This is a genomic window from Paenibacillus sp. 11B (assembly GCF_030487755.1).
Lineage (GTDB): Bacteria > Bacillota > Bacilli > Paenibacillales > Paenibacillaceae > Paenibacillus > Paenibacillus vandeheii.
This window is the reverse complement of record NZ_JAUKNS010000009.1, coordinates 165276-183044: the sequence shown is the minus strand read 5'-3', so window position 1 is coordinate 183044 and position 17769 is coordinate 165276. Positions and strand designations below refer to the sequence as shown.

Annotated in this window: 17 protein-coding genes and 1 riboswitch; of the genes, 8 read left to right on the top strand and 9 right to left on the bottom strand. The window is 49.4% G+C overall.

What is annotated here, in order from left to right; genetic code table 11:
- Positions 1–13: 13 nt before the first annotated feature.
- From Q0V21_RS29790 to nfsA, 4 genes are all read left to right on the top strand, one after another.
- On the top strand, positions 14–2518 hold the full coding sequence (locus tag Q0V21_RS29790) for a heavy metal translocating P-type ATPase (protein ID WP_301882116.1): 2505 nt from the start codon (positions 14–16) through the stop codon (positions 2516–2518).
- 332 nt (positions 2519–2850) lie between these two features.
- Positions 2851–4011: a YhgE/Pip domain-containing protein gene (locus Q0V21_RS29785; RefSeq protein WP_301881993.1), complete on the top strand. Its 1161-nt coding sequence runs from the start codon at positions 2851–2853 to the stop codon at positions 4009–4011.
- Between the two features lie 215 nt (positions 4012–4226).
- Positions 4227–4835 carry a TetR family transcriptional regulator gene (locus Q0V21_RS29780; RefSeq protein ID WP_079348679.1) on the top strand — a complete coding sequence of 203 codons (609 nt, stop codon included), beginning with the start codon at positions 4227–4229 and terminating at the stop codon, positions 4833–4835.
- Positions 4819–5562 (top strand): oxygen-insensitive NADPH nitroreductase, encoded by a 744-nt coding sequence (gene nfsA, locus Q0V21_RS29775; RefSeq protein ID WP_301881990.1) that lies wholly within the window; start codon positions 4819–4821, stop codon positions 5560–5562. The genes Q0V21_RS29780 and nfsA overlap by 17 nt, the downstream gene beginning before the upstream one ends.
- 71 nt (positions 5563–5633) lie before the next feature.
- Here the strand turns inward: nfsA and Q0V21_RS29770 are convergent, their stop codons facing one another.
- The 7 genes from Q0V21_RS29770 to Q0V21_RS29740 all read right to left on the bottom strand — a co-directional run bounded on the left by Q0V21_RS29770 (position 5634) and on the right by Q0V21_RS29740 (position 11401).
- Entirely contained in the window at positions 5634–6440 is an 807-nt protein-coding gene (locus tag Q0V21_RS29770; protein WP_301881989.1) for a TatD family hydrolase, read from the bottom strand.
- 95 nt (positions 6441–6535) lie between these two features.
- Positions 6536–7435 carry an ABC transporter ATP-binding protein gene (locus Q0V21_RS29765; RefSeq protein ID WP_301881986.1) on the bottom strand — a complete coding sequence of 300 codons (900 nt, stop codon included), beginning with the start codon at positions 7433–7435 and terminating at the stop codon, positions 6536–6538.
- A gap of 43 nt (positions 7436–7478) precedes the next feature.
- Positions 7479–8237 (bottom strand): ABC transporter permease, encoded by a 759-nt coding sequence (locus tag Q0V21_RS29760; RefSeq protein ID WP_079348698.1) that lies wholly within the window; start codon positions 8235–8237, stop codon positions 7479–7481.
- On the bottom strand, positions 8237–8527 hold the full coding sequence (locus Q0V21_RS29755; protein WP_024632265.1) for a thiamine-binding protein: 291 nt from the start codon (positions 8525–8527) through the stop codon (positions 8237–8239). Before Q0V21_RS29755 ends, Q0V21_RS29760 begins: the two co-directional genes overlap by 1 nt.
- Positions 8528–8786: 259 nt before the next feature.
- A complete protein-coding gene (locus Q0V21_RS29750) occupies positions 8787–9827 on the bottom strand; it encodes an ABC transporter substrate-binding protein (RefSeq protein WP_301881983.1) in 1041 nt (346 codons plus the stop codon).
- Between the two features lie 225 nt (positions 9828–10052).
- A riboswitch (TPP riboswitch) is annotated at positions 10053–10165 on the bottom strand.
- Positions 10166–10220: 55 nt separating this feature from the next.
- Positions 10221–10997 (bottom strand): NAD-dependent epimerase/dehydratase family protein, encoded by a 777-nt coding sequence (locus tag Q0V21_RS29745; RefSeq protein WP_079348702.1) that lies wholly within the window; start codon positions 10995–10997, stop codon positions 10221–10223.
- 17 nt (positions 10998–11014) lie between these two features.
- On the bottom strand, positions 11015–11401 hold the full coding sequence (locus Q0V21_RS29740; protein ID WP_079348705.1) for a VOC family protein: 387 nt from the start codon (positions 11399–11401) through the stop codon (positions 11015–11017).
- A 218-nt stretch (positions 11402–11619) separates the two neighbouring features.
- Between Q0V21_RS29740 and Q0V21_RS29735 the strand changes: the two genes are divergently transcribed.
- Entirely contained in the window at positions 11620–12114 is a 495-nt protein-coding gene (locus Q0V21_RS29735; RefSeq protein WP_079348708.1) for a DUF2798 domain-containing protein, read from the top strand.
- 219 nt (positions 12115–12333) lie between these two features.
- On the opposite strand, the gene Q0V21_RS29730 is transcribed toward Q0V21_RS29735, so the two are convergent.
- A complete protein-coding gene (locus tag Q0V21_RS29730) occupies positions 12334–13284 on the bottom strand; it encodes a helix-turn-helix transcriptional regulator (protein ID WP_079348710.1) in 951 nt (316 codons plus the stop codon).
- A gap of 142 nt (positions 13285–13426) precedes the next feature.
- Here Q0V21_RS29730 and Q0V21_RS29725 point away from each other — a divergent pair, with 142 nt between their 5' ends.
- The gene (locus tag Q0V21_RS29725; RefSeq protein ID WP_301881977.1) at positions 13427–13795 is read left to right on the top strand and encodes a hypothetical protein; all 369 of its coding nucleotides are present in this window, start codon (positions 13427–13429) and stop codon (positions 13793–13795) included.
- Positions 13792–14655 (top strand): NAD(P)-dependent oxidoreductase, encoded by an 864-nt coding sequence (locus Q0V21_RS29720; protein WP_079348713.1) that lies wholly within the window; start codon positions 13792–13794, stop codon positions 14653–14655. The genes Q0V21_RS29725 and Q0V21_RS29720 overlap by 4 nt, the downstream gene beginning before the upstream one ends.
- 134 nt (positions 14656–14789) lie before the next feature.
- Here Q0V21_RS29720 and Q0V21_RS29715 read toward each other — a convergent pair whose 3' ends face one another.
- Positions 14790–16022, bottom strand: coding sequence for an MFS transporter (locus Q0V21_RS29715; RefSeq protein ID WP_079348715.1), 1233 nt, complete (start codon positions 16020–16022; stop codon positions 14790–14792).
- Positions 16023–16404: 382 nt separating this feature from the next.
- Between Q0V21_RS29715 and serS the strand changes: the two genes are divergently transcribed.
- Positions 16405–17703 carry a serine--tRNA ligase gene (gene serS / locus Q0V21_RS29710; RefSeq protein ID WP_301881976.1) on the top strand — a complete coding sequence of 433 codons (1299 nt, stop codon included), beginning with the start codon at positions 16405–16407 and terminating at the stop codon, positions 17701–17703.
- Positions 17704–17769: the final 66 nt, after the last annotated feature.

The following is a 17769-nucleotide window of genomic DNA, read 5'->3' as shown; positions in this document are numbered from 1 at the left end:
TAAGTCATCGGCAATGGAAAACACATCAGCCTCAGAACCATCACCGGAAGCAGCGGGATTACAGACAACACTGCAAATCACAGGTATGACCTGTGCTGCCTGCTCTACACGAATTGAGAAGGGGTTGTCCCGAATGGAAGGGGTCAATCAGGCGAATGTTAACCTCGCCATAGAGCAAGCAACGGTTTCCTATGATCCGAAGACAACGAACATCAATGCATTGCGGGATAAGGTGGAGGCGCTTGGCTACGGTACAGTAACGGAATCGGTGGATCTGGACATTACAGGGATGACCTGTGCTGCTTGTTCTGCTCGAATCGAAAAGGGCCTCTCACGTTTACCGGGTGTAACCCGTGCGAATGTGAATCTGGCGCTTGAGAAAGGGCATGTGGAATACGTTGCCGGAGTATTGAAGGCATCCGATATTACGGCGAAGATCAAGCAACTTGGTTATGGAGCTGAGCTGCAACAGACGCAAGAAGAGACGAAATCGGTGCGTGAACGTGAGTTGCAGCGCAAAAAATGGAAGTGGATGATCTCTGCCTTGTTATCTTTGCCCCTGTTGTGGGCGATGGTAGGCCATTTCTCGTTCACATCCTGGATATGGGTACCCGACTTGTTCATGAATCCATGGTTCCAGCTGGTAATGGCAACTCCGGTACAGTTTGTAATTGGCTGGCAGTTCTATGTGGGCGCCTATAAAGCGCTGCGTAATGGCAGTGCCAACATGGATGTACTGGTTGCTTTGGGTACAAGTGCAGCTTTCTTTTACAGTCTGTATCTGACCCTGACCAGTGGCAGTACAGCTTCGACCATGATGGATCATGGCGGGGCGGGAATGACTACAGCAGTCATGCCAACAGTAGAGCTTTATTATGAGACGAGTGCGATTCTGATTACGCTGATCCTATTGGGAAAATGGTTTGAGGCCGTAGCCAAGGGGCGCTCCTCTCAGGCGATTAAGAGCCTCATCGAACTTGCTCCACGTGAAGCCAGAGTGATTCGTGATGGTCAGGAGGTTGTTGTACCGTCGGCGTATGTCGCGGTAGGTGATCTGGTTCTCGTGAAACCCGGAGATAGTATTCCGGTGGACGGCGTCGTGGAGGAAGGACAGTCTTCTGTCGATGAATCCATGTTAAGCGGAGAGAGCCTGCCCGTTGATAAAAAACCGGGAGATACCGTTACAGGTGCTACGCTGAACAAAAATGGAGTATTAAGACTGCGTGCGACCCGAGTAGGCTCTGACACGGCGTTATCGCAGATTATTAAAGTGGTTGAGCAAGCGCAGGGCTCCAAAGCGCCCATTCAGCGGATTGCCGATGTGATCTCCGGTATCTTTGTTCCGATTGTTGTAGGAATCGCGGCAGTGACGTTCTTGATCTGGTATCTGTTCGCGAGTCCTGGCGACTTTGCCGGTTCGCTGGAGAAGGCGATTGCTGTACTGGTGATCGCTTGTCCTTGTGCGCTTGGCCTTGCAACGCCAACGTCCATTATGGCTGGATCAGGACGTGCGGCTGAATATGGTGTGTTATTCAAAGGCGGCGAACATCTGGAATCGGCCCAGCAGATCCAGACGGTTGTACTGGACAAAACAGGTACAGTTACCCAAGGGAAGCCCGTGCTTACGGATGTAGTGACAGCTCCACATTGGACGGAAGCAGATCTGCTTCAGCGGGTGGGAGCAGCAGAACAAAGTTCGGAGCATCCTTTGGCTGAAGCGATTGTGGAAGGAATTCGAGGTAAAGGCCTGGAACTGAACAATCCAGAGCAATTCGAGAACATACCGGGATATGGTGTGCGGGCCCAGGTTCAAGGGCAAGAGATCCTGGTCGGGACACGCCGACTGCTTACGGATGCGAAGGTGAATGTCTCTGAGGAAACCATGCAGCAGATGAACAACCTTGAAGAACAAGGACGCACTGCGATGCTGATCGCGGTGGATGGTCAATGGGCAGGGATCGTTGCTGTGGCTGACACCATCAGGGAAACTTCACGAGAAGCCATTAAGCGGCTGCAAGCCATGGGAATTGATGTCATCATGATTACGGGAGACAATGAGCGAACAGCTCGCGCCGTGGCAGAACAGGCTGGAATCGGTAAAGTCCTGGCTGAGGTATTGCCAGAGGGCAAAGCCGCGGAAGTGAAGAAGCTTCAGGAGAGCGGACTCAAGGTAGCGATGGTTGGAGATGGAATCAACGATGCTCCAGCTCTGGCTACAGCGGATATCGGTATGGCGATTGGAACCGGGACCGATGTAGCGATGGAAGCGGCGGATATTACGCTGATGCGCGGCGATTTGAACAGTATTGCAGATGCCATCGAGATGAGCCGACGCACCATGGGCAATATCAAGCAGAATCTGTTCTGGGCACTTGGTTATAACGTAATTGGTATTCCAATTGCAGCAGTAGGCTTCCTAGCTCCTTGGTTGGCAGGTGCGGCCATGGCGTTCAGCTCTGTGTCGGTTGTACTGAATTCGCTACGTCTGCAACGAATGAAACTGAAACGGAACGACTGATTACCCTGTATGGAAGGGCTCAACGTTTCTATCTTCAAAAACCATAAATAAAAGCGCGGTCCGTTGCGACGGATCGTGTTTTTTTTGTTGGAAAAATGGCCTGAAAGGTTAAAGCAAAAGTCCGTTCCTTGTTAGTAGAAGACGGGCATATGAAGGAATGTCCTTTTATGAAAAGAATGACTATGGTTTGCGAAAGACATCTTTATCTTTTCTGAACCTTTCAGAAATTAATTGACAATATAGACATATGGATTTAAAATTTAAAACAATCGTTTGATTCAAACAAACGTTTAAATCAAATTAGAACTATCTAGTAATGGAGGACATCATTTATGTTACAGGCTTTACGCGTGTTATTGAAAAAACCACCAGTAATTGTAGGGATCGTGACGGCACTTATGTTCCAAGTGATCTTTAGCGTGATCTGGATGACAGCATATTCCGGAGTGAATGACCGGATGAATGAATTGACGGTTGCCGTTGTCAATGAGGATGGAGAGCAGTCCAAGGGGATCGCAGATCGCATGGCCGAGACACTTCCTTTTCATACCGTATCTAATCTGAGTGCCGCTGAAGCGCTGGATGAGTTAAACCATCGCAAGATTCATATGGTGCTGAATATTCCGGCAGGGTTTAATGAACTGCTTCAGACAGCCGGTTCCACCGCCGAGATTAAGTACACCATTAACGAGGCGAACCCGGTTACGATTAAAAGCATGATGCAAGGCGTGTCGCAAAGCGTGACGAACACGATTAACAAGCAAGCAACAGCTCAGGGTGTACAGACCGTGCTGACGGCCGCAGGAGCGCCTGCGGATCAGGCTGCTGAAGCTGCTACCAACCTGACTACCCGTGTGGAAGGCACAACCACTTCAATCAATCCGGTTAACGGCATGAATAACCAGATGGTTCCGATGATGATGGTACTGGCTTCTTATGTAGGAGCCATGATCATGGGTATGAACCTGCAGACAGTGATGGGTATGCTGTCCACTACTTACTCCCGTCTTACTTTGTTCGGTGCCAGAATGGTCATTAACATTGGGTCTGCCCTGGTGGTTTCCCTGCTGGGATCATCACTAATTGTGTCCTTGGGCGGACAGATTGAGCAAGGATTTATCGCATTCTGGTTGTTCCAGGCGTTGTTCCTCTGCACATTCATGTTCTTCTCCCAGTTCTTCCTGATCTGCTTCGGACCGGCGGGAAGCCTGTTCAATATCATTTCATTGTCTCTGCAACTGGTATCTTCCGGTGCAATGGTGCCACGTGAATTGCTGAACAGCTTCTACAGCGGCATTGGGCAATATCTGCCTGCAACGTATGCAGTACAAGGTATTCTTAGCGTTCAGCTCGGAGGACCTGGTGTCCAAGCGGCAGCTGGATCGGTTGCTATTGTGCTGGTCATTGCAGTAGCCCTCTCCCTGGTAGTGACGTTGTTGAAAAAACAACGCATGCCAGCCGGGGTACCAAGCCCGGCTCCAATGAACAGCTAATATTCCAGACGTAATGATCTTCATAGGATATGATCAAGCACCCCGGTGATTTTCACCGGGGTGCTTGGTTTAATAGTAGGTTGAGACTTGCAGGATTGCAGACGGCAAACCTTGCACTTTGATGCACAAACTTTCATAATGAAACGATAGAGCAGTCTTGCTGCAGCCCGGTGAGCTGGAGCATATGAATAGAACGGACAAGAGGAGCGGAACGAATGACGGAACCGGAATTGGATATCAAGACGAGGATTCTGCTTGCAGCCAAGAAACTTTTTGCACAGCAGGGGTATGATGGGACAAGTGTTCGTCAAATCTGTGATGAGGCGGGTGCGAATGTGTCGCTGGTCTCGTATCATTTTGGCGGCAAAGAAAAGGTGTTCGAAGCATTATTTGAGCACTTTTTTCCTGATCATATGATGAACGAGTTGGCTGCAGAGTCCATGTCCTCGCCTGTGGAAGGTATCCGACGAATCATAGGTGAAGTCGTAAAGTTCACGATGACGGACCGGGAGATGAGCGATATTGTACAGCTGGAAATTACGCTTCGTACTCATCGCACACATACCGTGTTTCGCTTTCTGGACCCCGTCTGGACCAGAGTGAGGGAACTGCTTCGTGAAGGCAAGGAGCAGGGCGTGTTCCAAATAGAGTCCGTGTCTTATGCGATGCTTCAGGTCATGGGTGTGGCTTTGGCGCACAAACGGGCCAAGAATTCACGGTTTAGCTTTGACTATCAGCACATGAATACAGATGAGCTGGCCGAGCAAACCATTGAATTCGTACTACGAGGATTGGGAGTGAATGGCAATGAACGAAACCATTGAATTGATGATGAAACACCGCTCTGTACGGAAATTCAAGCCAGACCCGGTAAGCGAGGAACAGCTGGCAGCAATCGTGGCAGCCGGGCAGATGGCTTCCTCTTCAAGTAGTGTACAGGCTTATACTGTAATTGCTGTTACCGAACAGGAGCAGAAGGCCAAATTGGCTGAATTGGCGGGTAATCAGTCTTACGTCAACGAATGTCCTGTGTTTCTTGTGTGGTGTGCTGATCTTTATCGTCTGAGTGATGCTGCTAAACGTCACTTGCCGGAGAAGGAATCCTATGAGGACTCCACTGAGAACTTTATGGTAGCGACAATTGATGTTGCGCTTGCTTCACAAAATGCGGCGCTTGCGGCAGAGTCGTTAGGTTTCGGTATTGTCTATATTGGCGGGCTGCGTAACCGCATTGAAGAAGTCAACGAAGTGTTAGGCTTGCCTGAAGGTGTCTATCCGGTCTATGGCATGTGCATTGGTGTTGCGGATCAGGAGACGGGCATTCGTCCGCGTCTACCGCTGGATGCCGTCTTACACCATGGCCACTATAACGCTGAGCAGACCCTCAAAGGCGTCGAGAGCTATGATGAAACGACCGCTGCATACATGAAGGAGCGCACCCAAGGGGAACGTTCGACACCATGGTCCGAAATGATGGCGAAACGTCTCACAGAGCCGGTACGTCTACAGATGAAGCCTTTTCTCGAAGGTAAAGGGTTCCTGAAGCGTTAAAAAGTGAATTCCAAAGAAGTCAGTACGGCGGATGCCAGCTGACTTCTTTTTTTGGTGCTTATGAATAGCGTCTAAGGAAGACCGTAGAAGCGTTTCGTATTCTGATAAAAGAGGCGCGCAGCCCGCTCTGTGCCCATACCGGTCACTTCGCTCCAGGCCTGAATCACTTGTCTGGTCATGGCAGGGTGTGTCATTCTTCCCTGAAAAGGCCCCTCGAAAGGCCAAGGTCCATCGGTCTCTGCCATAACTTGCTCCGAAGGATACTGGCGGGCCAGTTCGCGAATTTCCTCTTCATAGATGATATCGGGTGTGAATGAGACGAAGTGTCCGTTGTCAGCCATTCGCTGGACGGTCCGCTTGGAACCTTTGAACCAGTGAAAATGAGCGCGGCGATGCTGATATTGCTCCAGCAGGTCACAGGCGATATCGGCATCCTCGTATACAGCGTGCAGTACAATCGGTTTACTGTGCCGCTTCGCCAGCTGGATAAATCGCTCCAACAGATCGATATAGCCGCTCTGATCAAAGAGTTGTCCGGATTGTTCGGCTTCCTGTCGGTTGTAATAAGGCAATCCAACTTCCCCAATCGCTATAGCTTGTCCGATATACTTTTCGATCCAGTGGAAGAACAGATCCAGCTCTGCCAGGGACGGCAGGGCCTGTTCAGGGTGGAAACCAAAGGCTGGATATACGGCACGAGGGTATTGTGAAGCTAGTTCCAGGTTGGCTTGGGCAGATGCCAGATTCATGGAGACGGCGATGACGGCTTCAACTTGGTGGGATGAGAAGGAATGCAGCATCTCGCGTTGTTCTTCAGGTGTATATTTGTCCAAGTGAAGATGTGCATCGATCAAGGGTGCAAAAGCGGTTGAGTGCATGGATAAACTCCTCCTTTTTGTCTTTTACCAATGTTACGCAGCGTAGTCTCTCTTGGATCACCCATTTCAGGAAAATAATAACTTAAAAACCCGCACTATTTGGATAGGCGGGTCTTCTGTTGTTCTTCTCTCATCCACTGGGAAATTTGCCGCTTACGCTCAAGAAAAGCAGGTTCCTCCGTGATCGCTTCGCGCCGTGGACGTTCAAAGGGAACATCGACCTCGTGCAGTACGGCTGCAGGCCGGTTCGATAAAACATAGATGCGATCAGCAAGCAGCAAGGCTTCCTCGATATTATGCGTAATGAACAGCACCGAGCGGCGATTCTGTTCCCAGATATCGAGCAGCCAGCGCTGCATGTCGCTGCGGGTCAGTGCATCCAGCGCGCTGAATGGTTCGTCCAGCAGCATCAGCTCCTGTGGACTGAGCAGGGCGCGCAGAAATGCAACCCGCTGCTGCATGCCGCCCGATAACATATGCGGATAGGCTCGTTCGAATCCGGCCAGTCCGACACTGCCCAACCACTTCCGGGCATTGGCAAGCGCTTCGGATCGTGGCGGTGTGTCCGCAGACACCTCGCCAGCAAGCAGCACATTGTCTTCAATGGTACGCCACGGGAAGAGGGCAGGCTGCTGCGGCATATAACTGATCTTGCCGCGCTGTCCGGTAACATCCTGACCATTCATCAGAATTTGGCCCTCCTGTGGTTTCAGCAAACCGCCGATGATGTGGAAAAGGGTGCTTTTGCCGCAGCCGGAGGGGCCGACGATGGCTACGAATTCTCCTTGTTCCACGTTCAGGGACAAGCTATCCAGAACGGGTAATGTGCTACGCCGCTCGCGGAACGAGGCATGCACATTCTGAACTTCCAACGCTGGCGATGAATGTTTAGCAGTTAAGGTCACGGCTTCATGTTCAGGACCTCTGCTACCCGTTGGAGTTGTTGTACGCGCATCCGGCGAAGCAGCTGCCCGCTCGTTGTGTTCGGGTGTCATCTCGTCATCACTTCCTAACCTTTATATAGGGCATATTTCAAAATTATCGCTTCTGCGGTCGCCAGCGAACGAGCAGCTTCTCCAGTAGTGCAATGAGCAGGAAGAGCAGCAGACTCAGTGCCACAATAATCATGATTGCTACGAACAGACGGTCCGTCCGATAGGCCGATTTTTGCAGCATCATATAATACCCGATGCCCTTATCTGCTCCAATCCATTCCGCGATGATCGCACCCATGACGCTGTACGTAGCGGCAATTTTGATCCCTGAGAACACCGAGGGCAGCGCATGTGGAAGCTCAAGCTTCCAGAAAATTGAGCCGCGTTTTGCGCCAGCCATGCGCATATAGTTCATCATCGCCGCATCGGTGCGGGTCAACCCGTCCATGGCAGCTACAGCCACCGGGAAGAAGCAGACCAGAATGATGGTAATCAGTTTGGGCAGCAGCCCAAATCCGAACCAGATCAGCAAGAGCGGAGCGAGCGCGATGGTCGGTATATTTTGACTAAGAATAAGTAATGGATAGAGTGCAGATTTCAAAAATGGAATCAGATGCAGCACCATCGCAATCAGTAATCCCGTAAGTGTACCTGCTGCAAACCCGATCAATGTCAGTTGGATGGTTGCCCATGCGTGCATGCCAAGTCGCTCGGCCTGAGAGGCCGCTTCATGGGCGATGTCAGAAGGCGCAGGCAGCATCCATTTCTCGATATGAAACAGGGAGACAGCTCCCTGCCATACCGCTATAAAGAGAATAACCGCCACGAAGGGCGGCCATACGCTTTTCCAATAGGCATGCATTAGCGATATTTCTCCGTCAGGGTGTCCATGCTGAAGCCGCTCGGGCTATGGGCGATCTTGATCTGTGAGATGATGCTGGGGCTGCCGGCTTCCACAAGAACTTCATGCATTTTGCGGACAACCTCCAGCAGCTCCTCCAGTTCTCCCTCCATCGTGGTATCGAGTGGATTAACCTGATATTTCAAGCCTGACTGCTGAATAACTTCAATGGCACGATCAACGTAAGGATAGGAATTTTCGCCATTGGGCGTTTTGGGAATGACTTGAATGCTCAGTAGTGTGCTTGCCATGAAACATCACTTTTCCTTTCGGGTTAAATTGCATGAGTTGAACCAGCTTTACACTTTACCACTCCGATTGCAGTACCCTCTTCCGATCGCTGTTATCCCCGGATTTTTTGATTCCATTTTCCCCATGGGGAAAATCCGGGGATAGCATATGCTTCCGAAGGAGCTTTCTTTAAGAAAGCTTTTAGGCGACCGCTTCGCTTCTTCAGATGGGTTCTGCACTCTTCGTTCTGGTGTAAAAAAAGTTAAACTTAAACAATTTTTATTGGGGTAAGAACTCGTTTGTATACGCTTTGGACACATCTACCTGCTCATCGAGCAGTTTTTTGCTAAACATCCAATCCGTGTAGTTCTGCCATACTTCCTGCTTCTGCTCACCCCAGCGTGGTGCGTCATCCTGATATTTTGGACTCAGCCATTTCTGGCTCGCGAGTACAAGATCCTTGTCCAGATCCGGTACGGCCTTGATCAGAATGTTGGCAGCTTCTTCGGGATGTTCAATCGCGTATTGATATCCTTCGGAAGTCGCTTTCAAGAACGCTTTAACCAGCTCGGGATCATTCTGAATCGTCTGTTCATTCGTCACAAGCACAGGTGTGTAGTAATCCAGGGCTTCGGAATAATCCTTCACATACAGCATGTCGATCGGCTCGCCGCGAAGTTCGGCTTCAATGCCCGTCCACGCGTAGAAAATCCAGGCAAAATCGATATCGCGTTTCACAGCTGTGAAAAAGTCTGCATCGCCCATGTTAATATTTTTCACTTTGGATACATCCGCACCTTCGCCTTCCATAATGGACTGCATTACGGCTTCTTCTACCGGGGAGCCCCAGCCACCATAGGTTTTGCCTTCGAAATCTTTGGGAGACTTGATGTTCCGATCTACCGGAGCAGCAAATCCGGATGTATTATGCTGAATAACTGCAGCGATGGACACGAGCGGTACGCCCTGTGTGCGGGCCTGGGTCACACTCTCCTGATAACTTACGCCAAAAGGCACTTCGTTCGAAGCAACCATGGTATCCGCGCCTCCGGTACCTGGCTGAACAATCTCCACATTTAAGCCTTCAGTTTTATAAAAACCTTGATCTACGGCCGCATACAGGCCGGTATGATTCGTATTTGGTGTCCAGTCCAGTACCACTTTAATATCCTTGAGGGCTGCATTGTCACCCTCACTGCTGTTTTCGGTGTTGCTTCCGCTGTTCTCTCCTGAAGGTGCAGCTTCTTTGCTGCCGCATGCGGCCACAGTTACCAGCAGCACACACAAGAGCAGCAATCCCATCATTTTACGCCATCTCATCTTCATTTCTCTCCTTCATATTGTCCGGCCAGTGGCGCGGGGTGCTCCTTGGCTTCATATCCAAGCTTCTTGCATAAATCGACAGATTTATACCAGCTATGATCCGGATGACGTCACTTTTTTTAGCTCTCTGGCTATAAAAAGAACATTAAAAAAGCGCCCCGTTAATCCGGGACGCGTGCAGGCGTTAGAGATGTGGCACTCAGCAAAGAGGCTGGGCTGGGCCAATTCGATATACTCCGATTCCTACGCTGGCATGATCCAGATCAGGTCTAAGGGTCAGTATCTTGGTGGGATACACTCTCAGCCGGCCTATTCCGACTCCCCTGGGAAACTATGAAGTTACGGGCATTACTAGGTGTAATTATAGGCCAGAGGCCGTTGCATGTCCAGTCAGGAACTGGATGGAGGGACGAATCGTGGCGAATCATATAAGGAAATCTGGCTGAGTGCAAAAGCATCGGATTTCGGGTCATACCCCACCTGTTTCTGCGTGGTTTCCAGATTCAAGCGTTTAAACCGATTATTCGAGATCCCATGCAGTATGGTAAAGGGCTCCAGATCTGTAGCTATAATCGATTTGAACACCAGATCACACAAGTCAGCCGGACTAATATACGCGCTCATATCACGAGCCTCCAGCGGCGGCCCATCCGGTTGGAAATCATCATATGCCCCAATACGTATTGCAACACTTTGTAACCCCTCGGTATAAGCAAAATAGGAGGCGAGCGATTCACCAAAACATTTACTAACCCCGTACAAATTCCGTGGGCGTGTTGGCATGTCCGGATAGATCTGGGCATCAATGGGATACCCTTCGATCGTCTGTGCACTGCTTGCCAGGATGACTCTTCGTACGCCTTGATCCTTGGCCGCACGGAATACATTAAATGTACCTTTGATATTGATGTCCAATAAGGATTCATAGAAGCCGGCATACGGGGAGGGGGCTCCCGCCAGATGTACAACCACTTCCATACCTTCACAAGCTTGCTGACAAGCTTTGGCATCCGTCACATCCAGTGCCATGATCTCATGGCCTGTCCCAGAATACGTATGCAGTCTGTCGATATTCAGATCCGTAAGTCGCAGGTGAAATGCCTCTGATAAATGTTGAGATAAGTCGCGTCCAATTTTTCCGGCTGCTCCGGTAATTAAAATGTTCATCAAATCAGCTCCAATTCTTAGCGCTGGAAGAACTCAATCCATTCCTTTTCCGGTCCATAGATGAAGAAATAACGGTAACCGTTGGGCAGTGTAATGATCTCTCCATCAATAAATTCGGCCTCGGTTGCCTTAATGCGCTTGTATTCGGATTCAAGATCATCGACATGGATGGCAAAATGGTGCACCGTTCCTTCGGCAGGCAGCTTGTCACTGTATCCCTGAATCAACTCAATCTCGGTCTCGTTGCTTCCGTTGAAGCCGAGAAAGGCGAGCTGAATGACGCCGTTGGTATGGGTTACCCGGTCTTTCAATTCAAGACCAACAATCTCCGTATAGAAGCGGAGTGTGGTCTCCAGATCACGAACGGCGATGCCGACGTGGTCAATGCGCTTTTGAAAACTCATATCCAAAATCCTCCTTGTAGTAGATGAATCATTCTGCCATTTTAAGGAATATCATAGGGCTGGACTACGGGGTTGTCAAATAGGAAAGATACATTCCCTGTATGATAAAGATTCTAAAGAGATGCTTTCCAATGGTTGTAGAGTTCACAGAATGTTCACTTATGTGGGTGTATCCCGGATCTTTATAATTGTCAAAGTAAACAGAGAGGATGAGAGAATTGCCAACAACAAAGAAAGAACATATTATTTTCGGATTGATGATGTGTACAGGGATGGTCGTGGTCATGATGTTCTTCAATCTATGGCACAGTGGGTTACTCGGCAAGATGTCCCCGCTTGAAATACTGTTCCAATTCGTATTGTGCTTCATCATTGCATTCCTGGTGGAGTCCTTCATTGTCGGACCAGTGGCGAGGAAAATTGCATTTTCTTTACCCTTTGACAAGTCCAACAAGATCTTGGGCATTCTCGCTATGTCATTTTTCATGGTTATTGGGATGGTACTGATGATGTCCATATACGGAATGATCTCGGCATCTCTTGAAAATCAGCTAAGCGGGGCTTCGATATGGAGTACGTATCTTCATACGATCGCTCGAAATTTTAGTCTGGCGCTCCCTTACCAACTTATTATTCTGGGACCACTCGTGCGATATGTATTTAGATTCATCAAGGGTAAAGGAAATGTGGTTCCTTCTAATGTAGGTAAATGAAGTAGAAAGTAAGGTTAGCTCCGATTTTTAGCACGTAAATAAGTATTTCCTGGGTAATTACCTCCAGCTTCAATTAAATGTAAAACAGCCCTGCAGTGATTTGAACTCTATATGGTTAGACAACATCCAAGCGTGGAAGGTGCAGTTCACAATGAAGGGGCTGTTTTTTTATACTGGTTGGATTCATGTTGTTTGTACTGTTTCAACGATGTGCAATTATTACTTCCTGTAAAGTTCAATCAATTGCTGGAGTTTCTGCTGAATGAGGCTTCTTAATTCCGCAGGTTCGTAGACGTTGGCTTCAGCACCAAGCCCCAAGAAGAAGTGGACAGCCCACGACATGTAAGAAGAGCTGATAGAGCGCCGAATAACCCCTGAACCATCCTCGTGGGTATCAATCGAAGAAGACAGCCATAATTCGGATTGACAGCGCCTGACACCTTCAGGGGTTAATGTCACTTTAAGCTCAAGCGTATCTGTCTCATCCATCCTCATGATCCAGGGTCTGATATTCTCTACCTTGATTAATTTACTATGATCCACATGCTGTTGCGGGAGAACATCGAGTTCCTGAACCCGGTCTACCCGGAACACGCGATCACCCTGAGCCAATTCACAATAAGCCTGACAGTACCATAATCCGTTCATAGTATAAATTCCAATCGGATGAATCGTCCTCTCCTTGCGCTGTGCGGCCTCGTATGTAATCTGTACGGGTCGCTGCTCCAGCGCGGCATCCAGTAATCCTCTCAAATGGGGCAGCTCCAGTTGATGTGGTGGAATCCAGAAGACGAGCTTTTGCTGCATATGATCGATCTTCCGTTTAAGCTCATTCGGCAAATAATGATAGAATTTGTGCAGTGCACTATTTACCTCATTTTCAAACGGCAGATGGCGATAGTTCTTTAATGATTGGCCTGCAAGGAATAATGCGGTCGCTTCATGTTGGGTAAACTGGATGGGCGGAAGAACCTTGTCGCGCAGTACACGATAACCTCCACCAGGCCCAGGCTGCGAATACAGCGGCACACCAAGTTCGCTTAACTCCATCAGATCGCGAATCATCGTCCGGCGGGATACACCACATTCATCTGCGAGCTCCTGAATGGTAAAGGTTTGGCGTTCGTTTACCAGCATGATGAGCTGGACAAGTCGTTGTGCTTTGTTCATAGGTAGTTACAACTCCTGAATATATTTTAATGATCCCGATAATTAGTGCCATGAGTTGGCACTATTATTTCGTATACTAAGCCATGTAGTCAAGCTTATTGGAGTTTGCGCCGAACTGAACAACGAGAGGGATGGATAAGAGATGGAGAAGATGAAACAGGGGACAGAACAGATGGTAGAACTGGTAAATCACCCGGATGAGGTGCTTGAACTGGTTATGTTCAGATTGAAGGAAGGAACAGATCCCGTACAATTTATCACAGCTGCAGAAGAACTGGAGCAGTGCTTGGTGCGTCAGATTCCCGGTTTTGTACGTCGGAGTTTGTTATGCACGGAAGATGGGGTTAGCTGGACCGACTTGATCTATTGGCAGGATATGCAGTCCGCCGCAGCGGCACTGAAGCTGTTGCCTTCTACAATGGAATTCAGAGAATTTACCTCCATGGTGGATCCCAATGATATGGTGATGCGTCATCTGATGCCAGTACAGAAAGGAGAAAAAACAGCATGAAAGAAGTGACGATCATTGGACTGGGATCCATGGGGAGCGCAATGGCAACGGTTTTGCTGGAAAAGGGGTATCAGGTTCATACATGGAATCGTTCCCCTCACAAAGCAGAGACTCTGGTTGCAAAAGGGGCGCGTTACGTGCCAACGGTGGGTGAAGCTATTCGTGCCAGCAAGACGTCCATCGTCTGTGTATCGGACTATGCAGCATCTCGGGAAGTACTGGACCATGAGGACGCTCGGGCGGCCCTTTCAGGACGGACTGTGCTGCAGTTAAGTACAGGAAGTCCGCAGCAGGCAAGGGATTTTGGAGCTTGGATGCTTGGTTTGGGAGCCAACTATCTGGATGGAGCCATAGCTGCATCACCTTCACAGATCGGGAATCCGGAAGCGGCGATATTTTTCTCCGGTTCGAAGGCTGCTTATGATGAGAATGAAGATATGATTGAGCGTTTGGCAGGATATGCCCCTTTTCTCGGTGAAAAGGTCAGTGCTGCTTCTACAACAGATCTGGCGTTTCTCGCTTATCTGTTTGCAGCCTATATCGGTTTCTTCCATGCAGCACGAATTATGGAGTCCGATGGTTTGGATGTCGATCACCTGGGCCAACTGATAGCAAGCATATCACCCATGATCGGAGATGTGATGAAGTATGAGGGCGAAGTCATCCATCGTGCACAGTTCGATCAACCGCAAACCTCTCTTCATACGTGCATGGTCACCATTGAATTATTGCTCCAACAGGCCAGTGAAGCTGGAATGAACAACGATTTCCCTGTATTTGCCGAGCGTATGTTCAGCAGGGCGATAAAGGATGGATATGGGAACGAGGAAGTGGCAGCACTAGTGAAGACTTTACGATAAAAGGCAATAGGAAGCCGTATCATGGACTCCCATATTCAAGCAGGAGTACAGGATACGGCGCAGCGGCTTCGGTTATATTTTAGACGTGTGATGAACTGAATATTGCTTGAATCAGAATTGTTGTAATCGGTGATCTAGGATGAGATTGCAGCATATCGCCGCTGCCATTGATAGGCGATTACGCTGATCATGAGCAGGCCGACTGCAAATATGGCAAGCATCCATGCGGACTGGTTCACCTCCAGATGATCCAGACTCCAGCCTGTAACCAAAGGCAGAATGGCACCGCCTACCCCACCTGATGCAATCAAGATGCTGGGCGTCGACTCCTCTGTTCCAGGCAGCATCTTGCTCGCGAAGACAAGGGCAATGGAGAACACACCCGACAGTGCAAGGCCGAGTAACAGAATGATCAGAAATGCAGACCAGATCTGGTTGGTGAACGGAAAGATCATCAGCAGTACAACTGCTGCCAGACAACTGTACAGCACGTAGACGCGATATTGGAATCTCTCCGCAATATATCCGGCAAACAGTCGTCCAACAGACATGGCAATCCAGAAGCAGGTAACACTCAGCGCGGCACCTGCTTCCTTCATGTTCATTTTCTCAATCAGAATGGCTGGCATGAAGTTGGCCAGGCTCATCTCGGTGCCGACATAAAGAAAGAAAAATAGAACAAATAAAGACAGAAGAGCCAAATTACGGCCTTGATAGGTTGAATGGGTTGGCTTCATGTCTGGAGGGTTCGTTCCATCTGGCGATTCAGCTGCTGGAGCGTGTCCAGAAGTCTGGCCCGAGCTACGTCGACTCAACTCGCTGTCCAGCTCACCGAATGAACTTTTGGCCCAGAAGATAAAGGTCATCGCTGCACAGACGGCAACCACCAGAAATGACATACGCCAGTATCCGGCAGAGATCAGTCCGCTGGCAATGAGCGGCATTACCATGGCCCCGATACCAAATAACACTTCGAGTCGGCTCATGGCAACCGCTGTATTGTCTTTAATTGCAGCAATGATGATTGTGCCGATAACAGCTTCGATCATGCCGAATCCGAATCCGGCTGCTGGGGCAATGACGAACATCCAGCCCCAAGGAGGCAGCAGCATATAGGATAACTCTGCAATGCAGAGCAGCGCCGCGGCAATTAATAGACCGCCTCGTTTGCCAAAGCGATTATTCAACCACGGAGATAACAGTACACCACCCAGGAACCCAGCAAATTGGGCAAATATCAGTGTGCCTCCCTGACTGTAATCCTTCCCATAATGTTCGAGTGCAACGGGCAGGATGGAGCCAAGAACCACATGGGCGAGGCCGATAAGGAAATAGGACAAGCATCCAATCCAAAGTAATTTTTTCATGAAGAAAAACTCCTTCTAAAGATTATGTTTATGTAGTAAGTCTGCCATTCAGGAGCATTTCCTAAAAACAAACAATCTCTATCATAACAGGACATGTAAGGGTGTGCACGGATAACTTGCAATGGAGGCTAAAGTTCGTATATACTGAAAAACAACAATTACAGATCGGACCATGCCGTTGAAGAGCATCCAACTCGGAGGCGTTTTCGCCAGGGGAGCGAACCAATCCCCAAGTTAACCGGAACCGCCCGTTATCGCGGACCAAGAGGCTGAATCAGCATATTCTGATTTGGCAAGTTGGGTGGCACCGCGAGCAGAGCGCTCCTCGTCCCAAGGGATGAGGGCGCTCTTTGTATTTTTACAGCCAAAGGAGACGGTGACCATGTTGGAAATGAAGTGGATTCGGGAGCATGCAGAAGAGGTGCAAGCTGCGGCAGACGGCAAGAGAATCAATATCAGTATTCGTGAATTGTTGAAACGGGACGAAGAGCGCAGAGCACTTTTACAGGAAACGGAAGAGAGCCGTAGATTACGTAATTCGTTATCTGCGGATATCGGCAGACTGATGCAAGCCGGTGAACGTGAACAAGCCGAGGATTTAAAGGCTCGGGTGCGACAGCTGAATGATCAGTTGGAGCAGGTTGAGGCCAAGCTTACTGTTGTGCAGGAGGAAGTGACAAGGCTTCAGTGGTTGGTTCCCAACGTCGTATCGCCGGATACACCAATGGGCGCATCGGACGAGGATAATGTGGAGCTAAGACGTGTGGGTGAGCTGCCGGTGTTCGATTATGAGGCTAAAGATCATGTGGAACTGGGTGAACGGCATGATCTAATCGACATCCCACGTGGAGTGAAAATCGGTGGAACACGAAGCTATGTACTGAAAGGAGCAGGATTGCTCCTGCACCGGGCTGTACAGCAACTTGCGCTTGATCTGCTGCTGAAGCATGGATTTACGCCAATGGAGGTCCCGTTGATGGTGAGGGAGAACACGCTCTTGAACACAGGGTTCTTCCCCACAGGACGGGATCAGGTATATGAATTGCAAGGCGAGAACAAGTGGCTGGTGGGAACATCGGAAGTGCCGCTGGTCTCGTATTATGCAGATGAGATTGTAGATGTGGAGAAGCCAATCAAGCTGGCTGCCGTATCGACGTGTTTCCGCAGTGAGGTCGGCTCGGGTGGCCGGGATGTAAAAGGGCTGTACCGAGTGCACCAATTTGCCAAAGTGGAACAGGTCATTCTCTGTGCACCGGATGCAGAAGAATCGGAGCGAATGCTGCAGGAAATTACGGGACACGCCGAGGAATTACTGCAATTGCTGGAACTGCCTTATCGTGTGGTGGCTGTGTGTACAGGCGATATGTCGCAGAAAACGTACAAACAGTACGATATTGAAACTTGGATGCCAAGCCGCAATGCATTCGGAGAGACACATTCGTCTTCGAATCTGCATGACTTCCAGGCTCGGCGCTCGAATATTCGCTGTCGTGATGCCGAAGGCAAGCTTGCATACTGCCATACGTTGAACAATACAGCTGTCGCTTCGCCACGCATCCTGATTCCATTGTTGGAAAATCATCAGCAGGCGGATGGAAGCATTCGCATCCCAGCCGCTCTTCAGCCCTATATGGGCGGTGCCGAATATTTGATTTTGCCACATCAGGAGAAAGAGAATTAAACGGATTACAGGCTGTGTTGAGAAACAAAAAGGAACTCTATTCCGGGGTTCCTTTTTGTTTGCCTG

What these genes read in the sequence shown, in the direction of transcription:
- Q0V21_RS29790 (WP_301882116.1), top strand. Translation starts at nt 14, where the DNA reads ATGGAAAACACATCAGCCTCAGAACCATCACCGGAAGCAGCGGGATTA.
- Q0V21_RS29785 (WP_301881993.1), top strand. Translation starts at nt 2,851, where the DNA reads ATGTTACAGGCTTTACGCGTGTTATTGAAAAAACCACCAGTAATTGTA.
- Q0V21_RS29780 (WP_079348679.1), top strand. Translation starts at nt 4,227, where the DNA reads ATGACGGAACCGGAATTGGATATCAAGACGAGGATTCTGCTTGCAGCC.
- nfsA (WP_301881990.1), top strand. Translation starts at nt 4,819, where the DNA reads ATGAACGAAACCATTGAATTGATGATGAAACACCGCTCTGTACGGAAA.
- Q0V21_RS29770 (WP_301881989.1), bottom strand. Translation starts at nt 6,440, where the DNA reads ATGCACTCAACCGCTTTTGCACCCTTGATCGATGCACATCTTCACTTG.
- Q0V21_RS29765 (WP_301881986.1), bottom strand. Translation starts at nt 7,435, where the DNA reads ATGACACCCGAACACAACGAGCGGGCAGCTGCTTCGCCGGATGCGCGT.
- Q0V21_RS29760 (WP_079348698.1), bottom strand. Translation starts at nt 8,237, where the DNA reads ATGCATGCCTATTGGAAAAGCGTATGGCCGCCCTTCGTGGCGGTTATT.
- Q0V21_RS29755 (WP_024632265.1), bottom strand. Translation starts at nt 8,527, where the DNA reads ATGGCAAGCACACTACTGAGCATTCAAGTCATTCCCAAAACGCCCAAT.
- Q0V21_RS29750 (WP_301881983.1), bottom strand. Translation starts at nt 9,827, where the DNA reads ATGAGATGGCGTAAAATGATGGGATTGCTGCTCTTGTGTGTGCTGCTG.
- Q0V21_RS29745 (WP_079348702.1), bottom strand. Translation starts at nt 10,997, where the DNA reads ATGAACATTTTAATTACCGGAGCAGCCGGAAAAATTGGACGCGACTTA.
- Q0V21_RS29740 (WP_079348705.1), bottom strand. Translation starts at nt 11,401, where the DNA reads ATGAGTTTTCAAAAGCGCATTGACCACGTCGGCATCGCCGTTCGTGAT.
- Q0V21_RS29730 (WP_079348710.1), bottom strand. Translation starts at nt 13,284, where the DNA reads ATGAACAAAGCACAACGACTTGTCCAGCTCATCATGCTGGTAAACGAA.
- Q0V21_RS29725 (WP_301881977.1), top strand. Translation starts at nt 13,427, where the DNA reads ATGGAGAAGATGAAACAGGGGACAGAACAGATGGTAGAACTGGTAAAT.
- Q0V21_RS29720 (WP_079348713.1), top strand. Translation starts at nt 13,792, where the DNA reads ATGAAAGAAGTGACGATCATTGGACTGGGATCCATGGGGAGCGCAATG.
- Q0V21_RS29715 (WP_079348715.1), bottom strand. Translation starts at nt 16,022, where the DNA reads ATGAAAAAATTACTTTGGATTGGATGCTTGTCCTATTTCCTTATCGGC.
- serS (WP_301881976.1), top strand. Translation starts at nt 16,405, where the DNA reads ATGTTGGAAATGAAGTGGATTCGGGAGCATGCAGAAGAGGTGCAAGCT.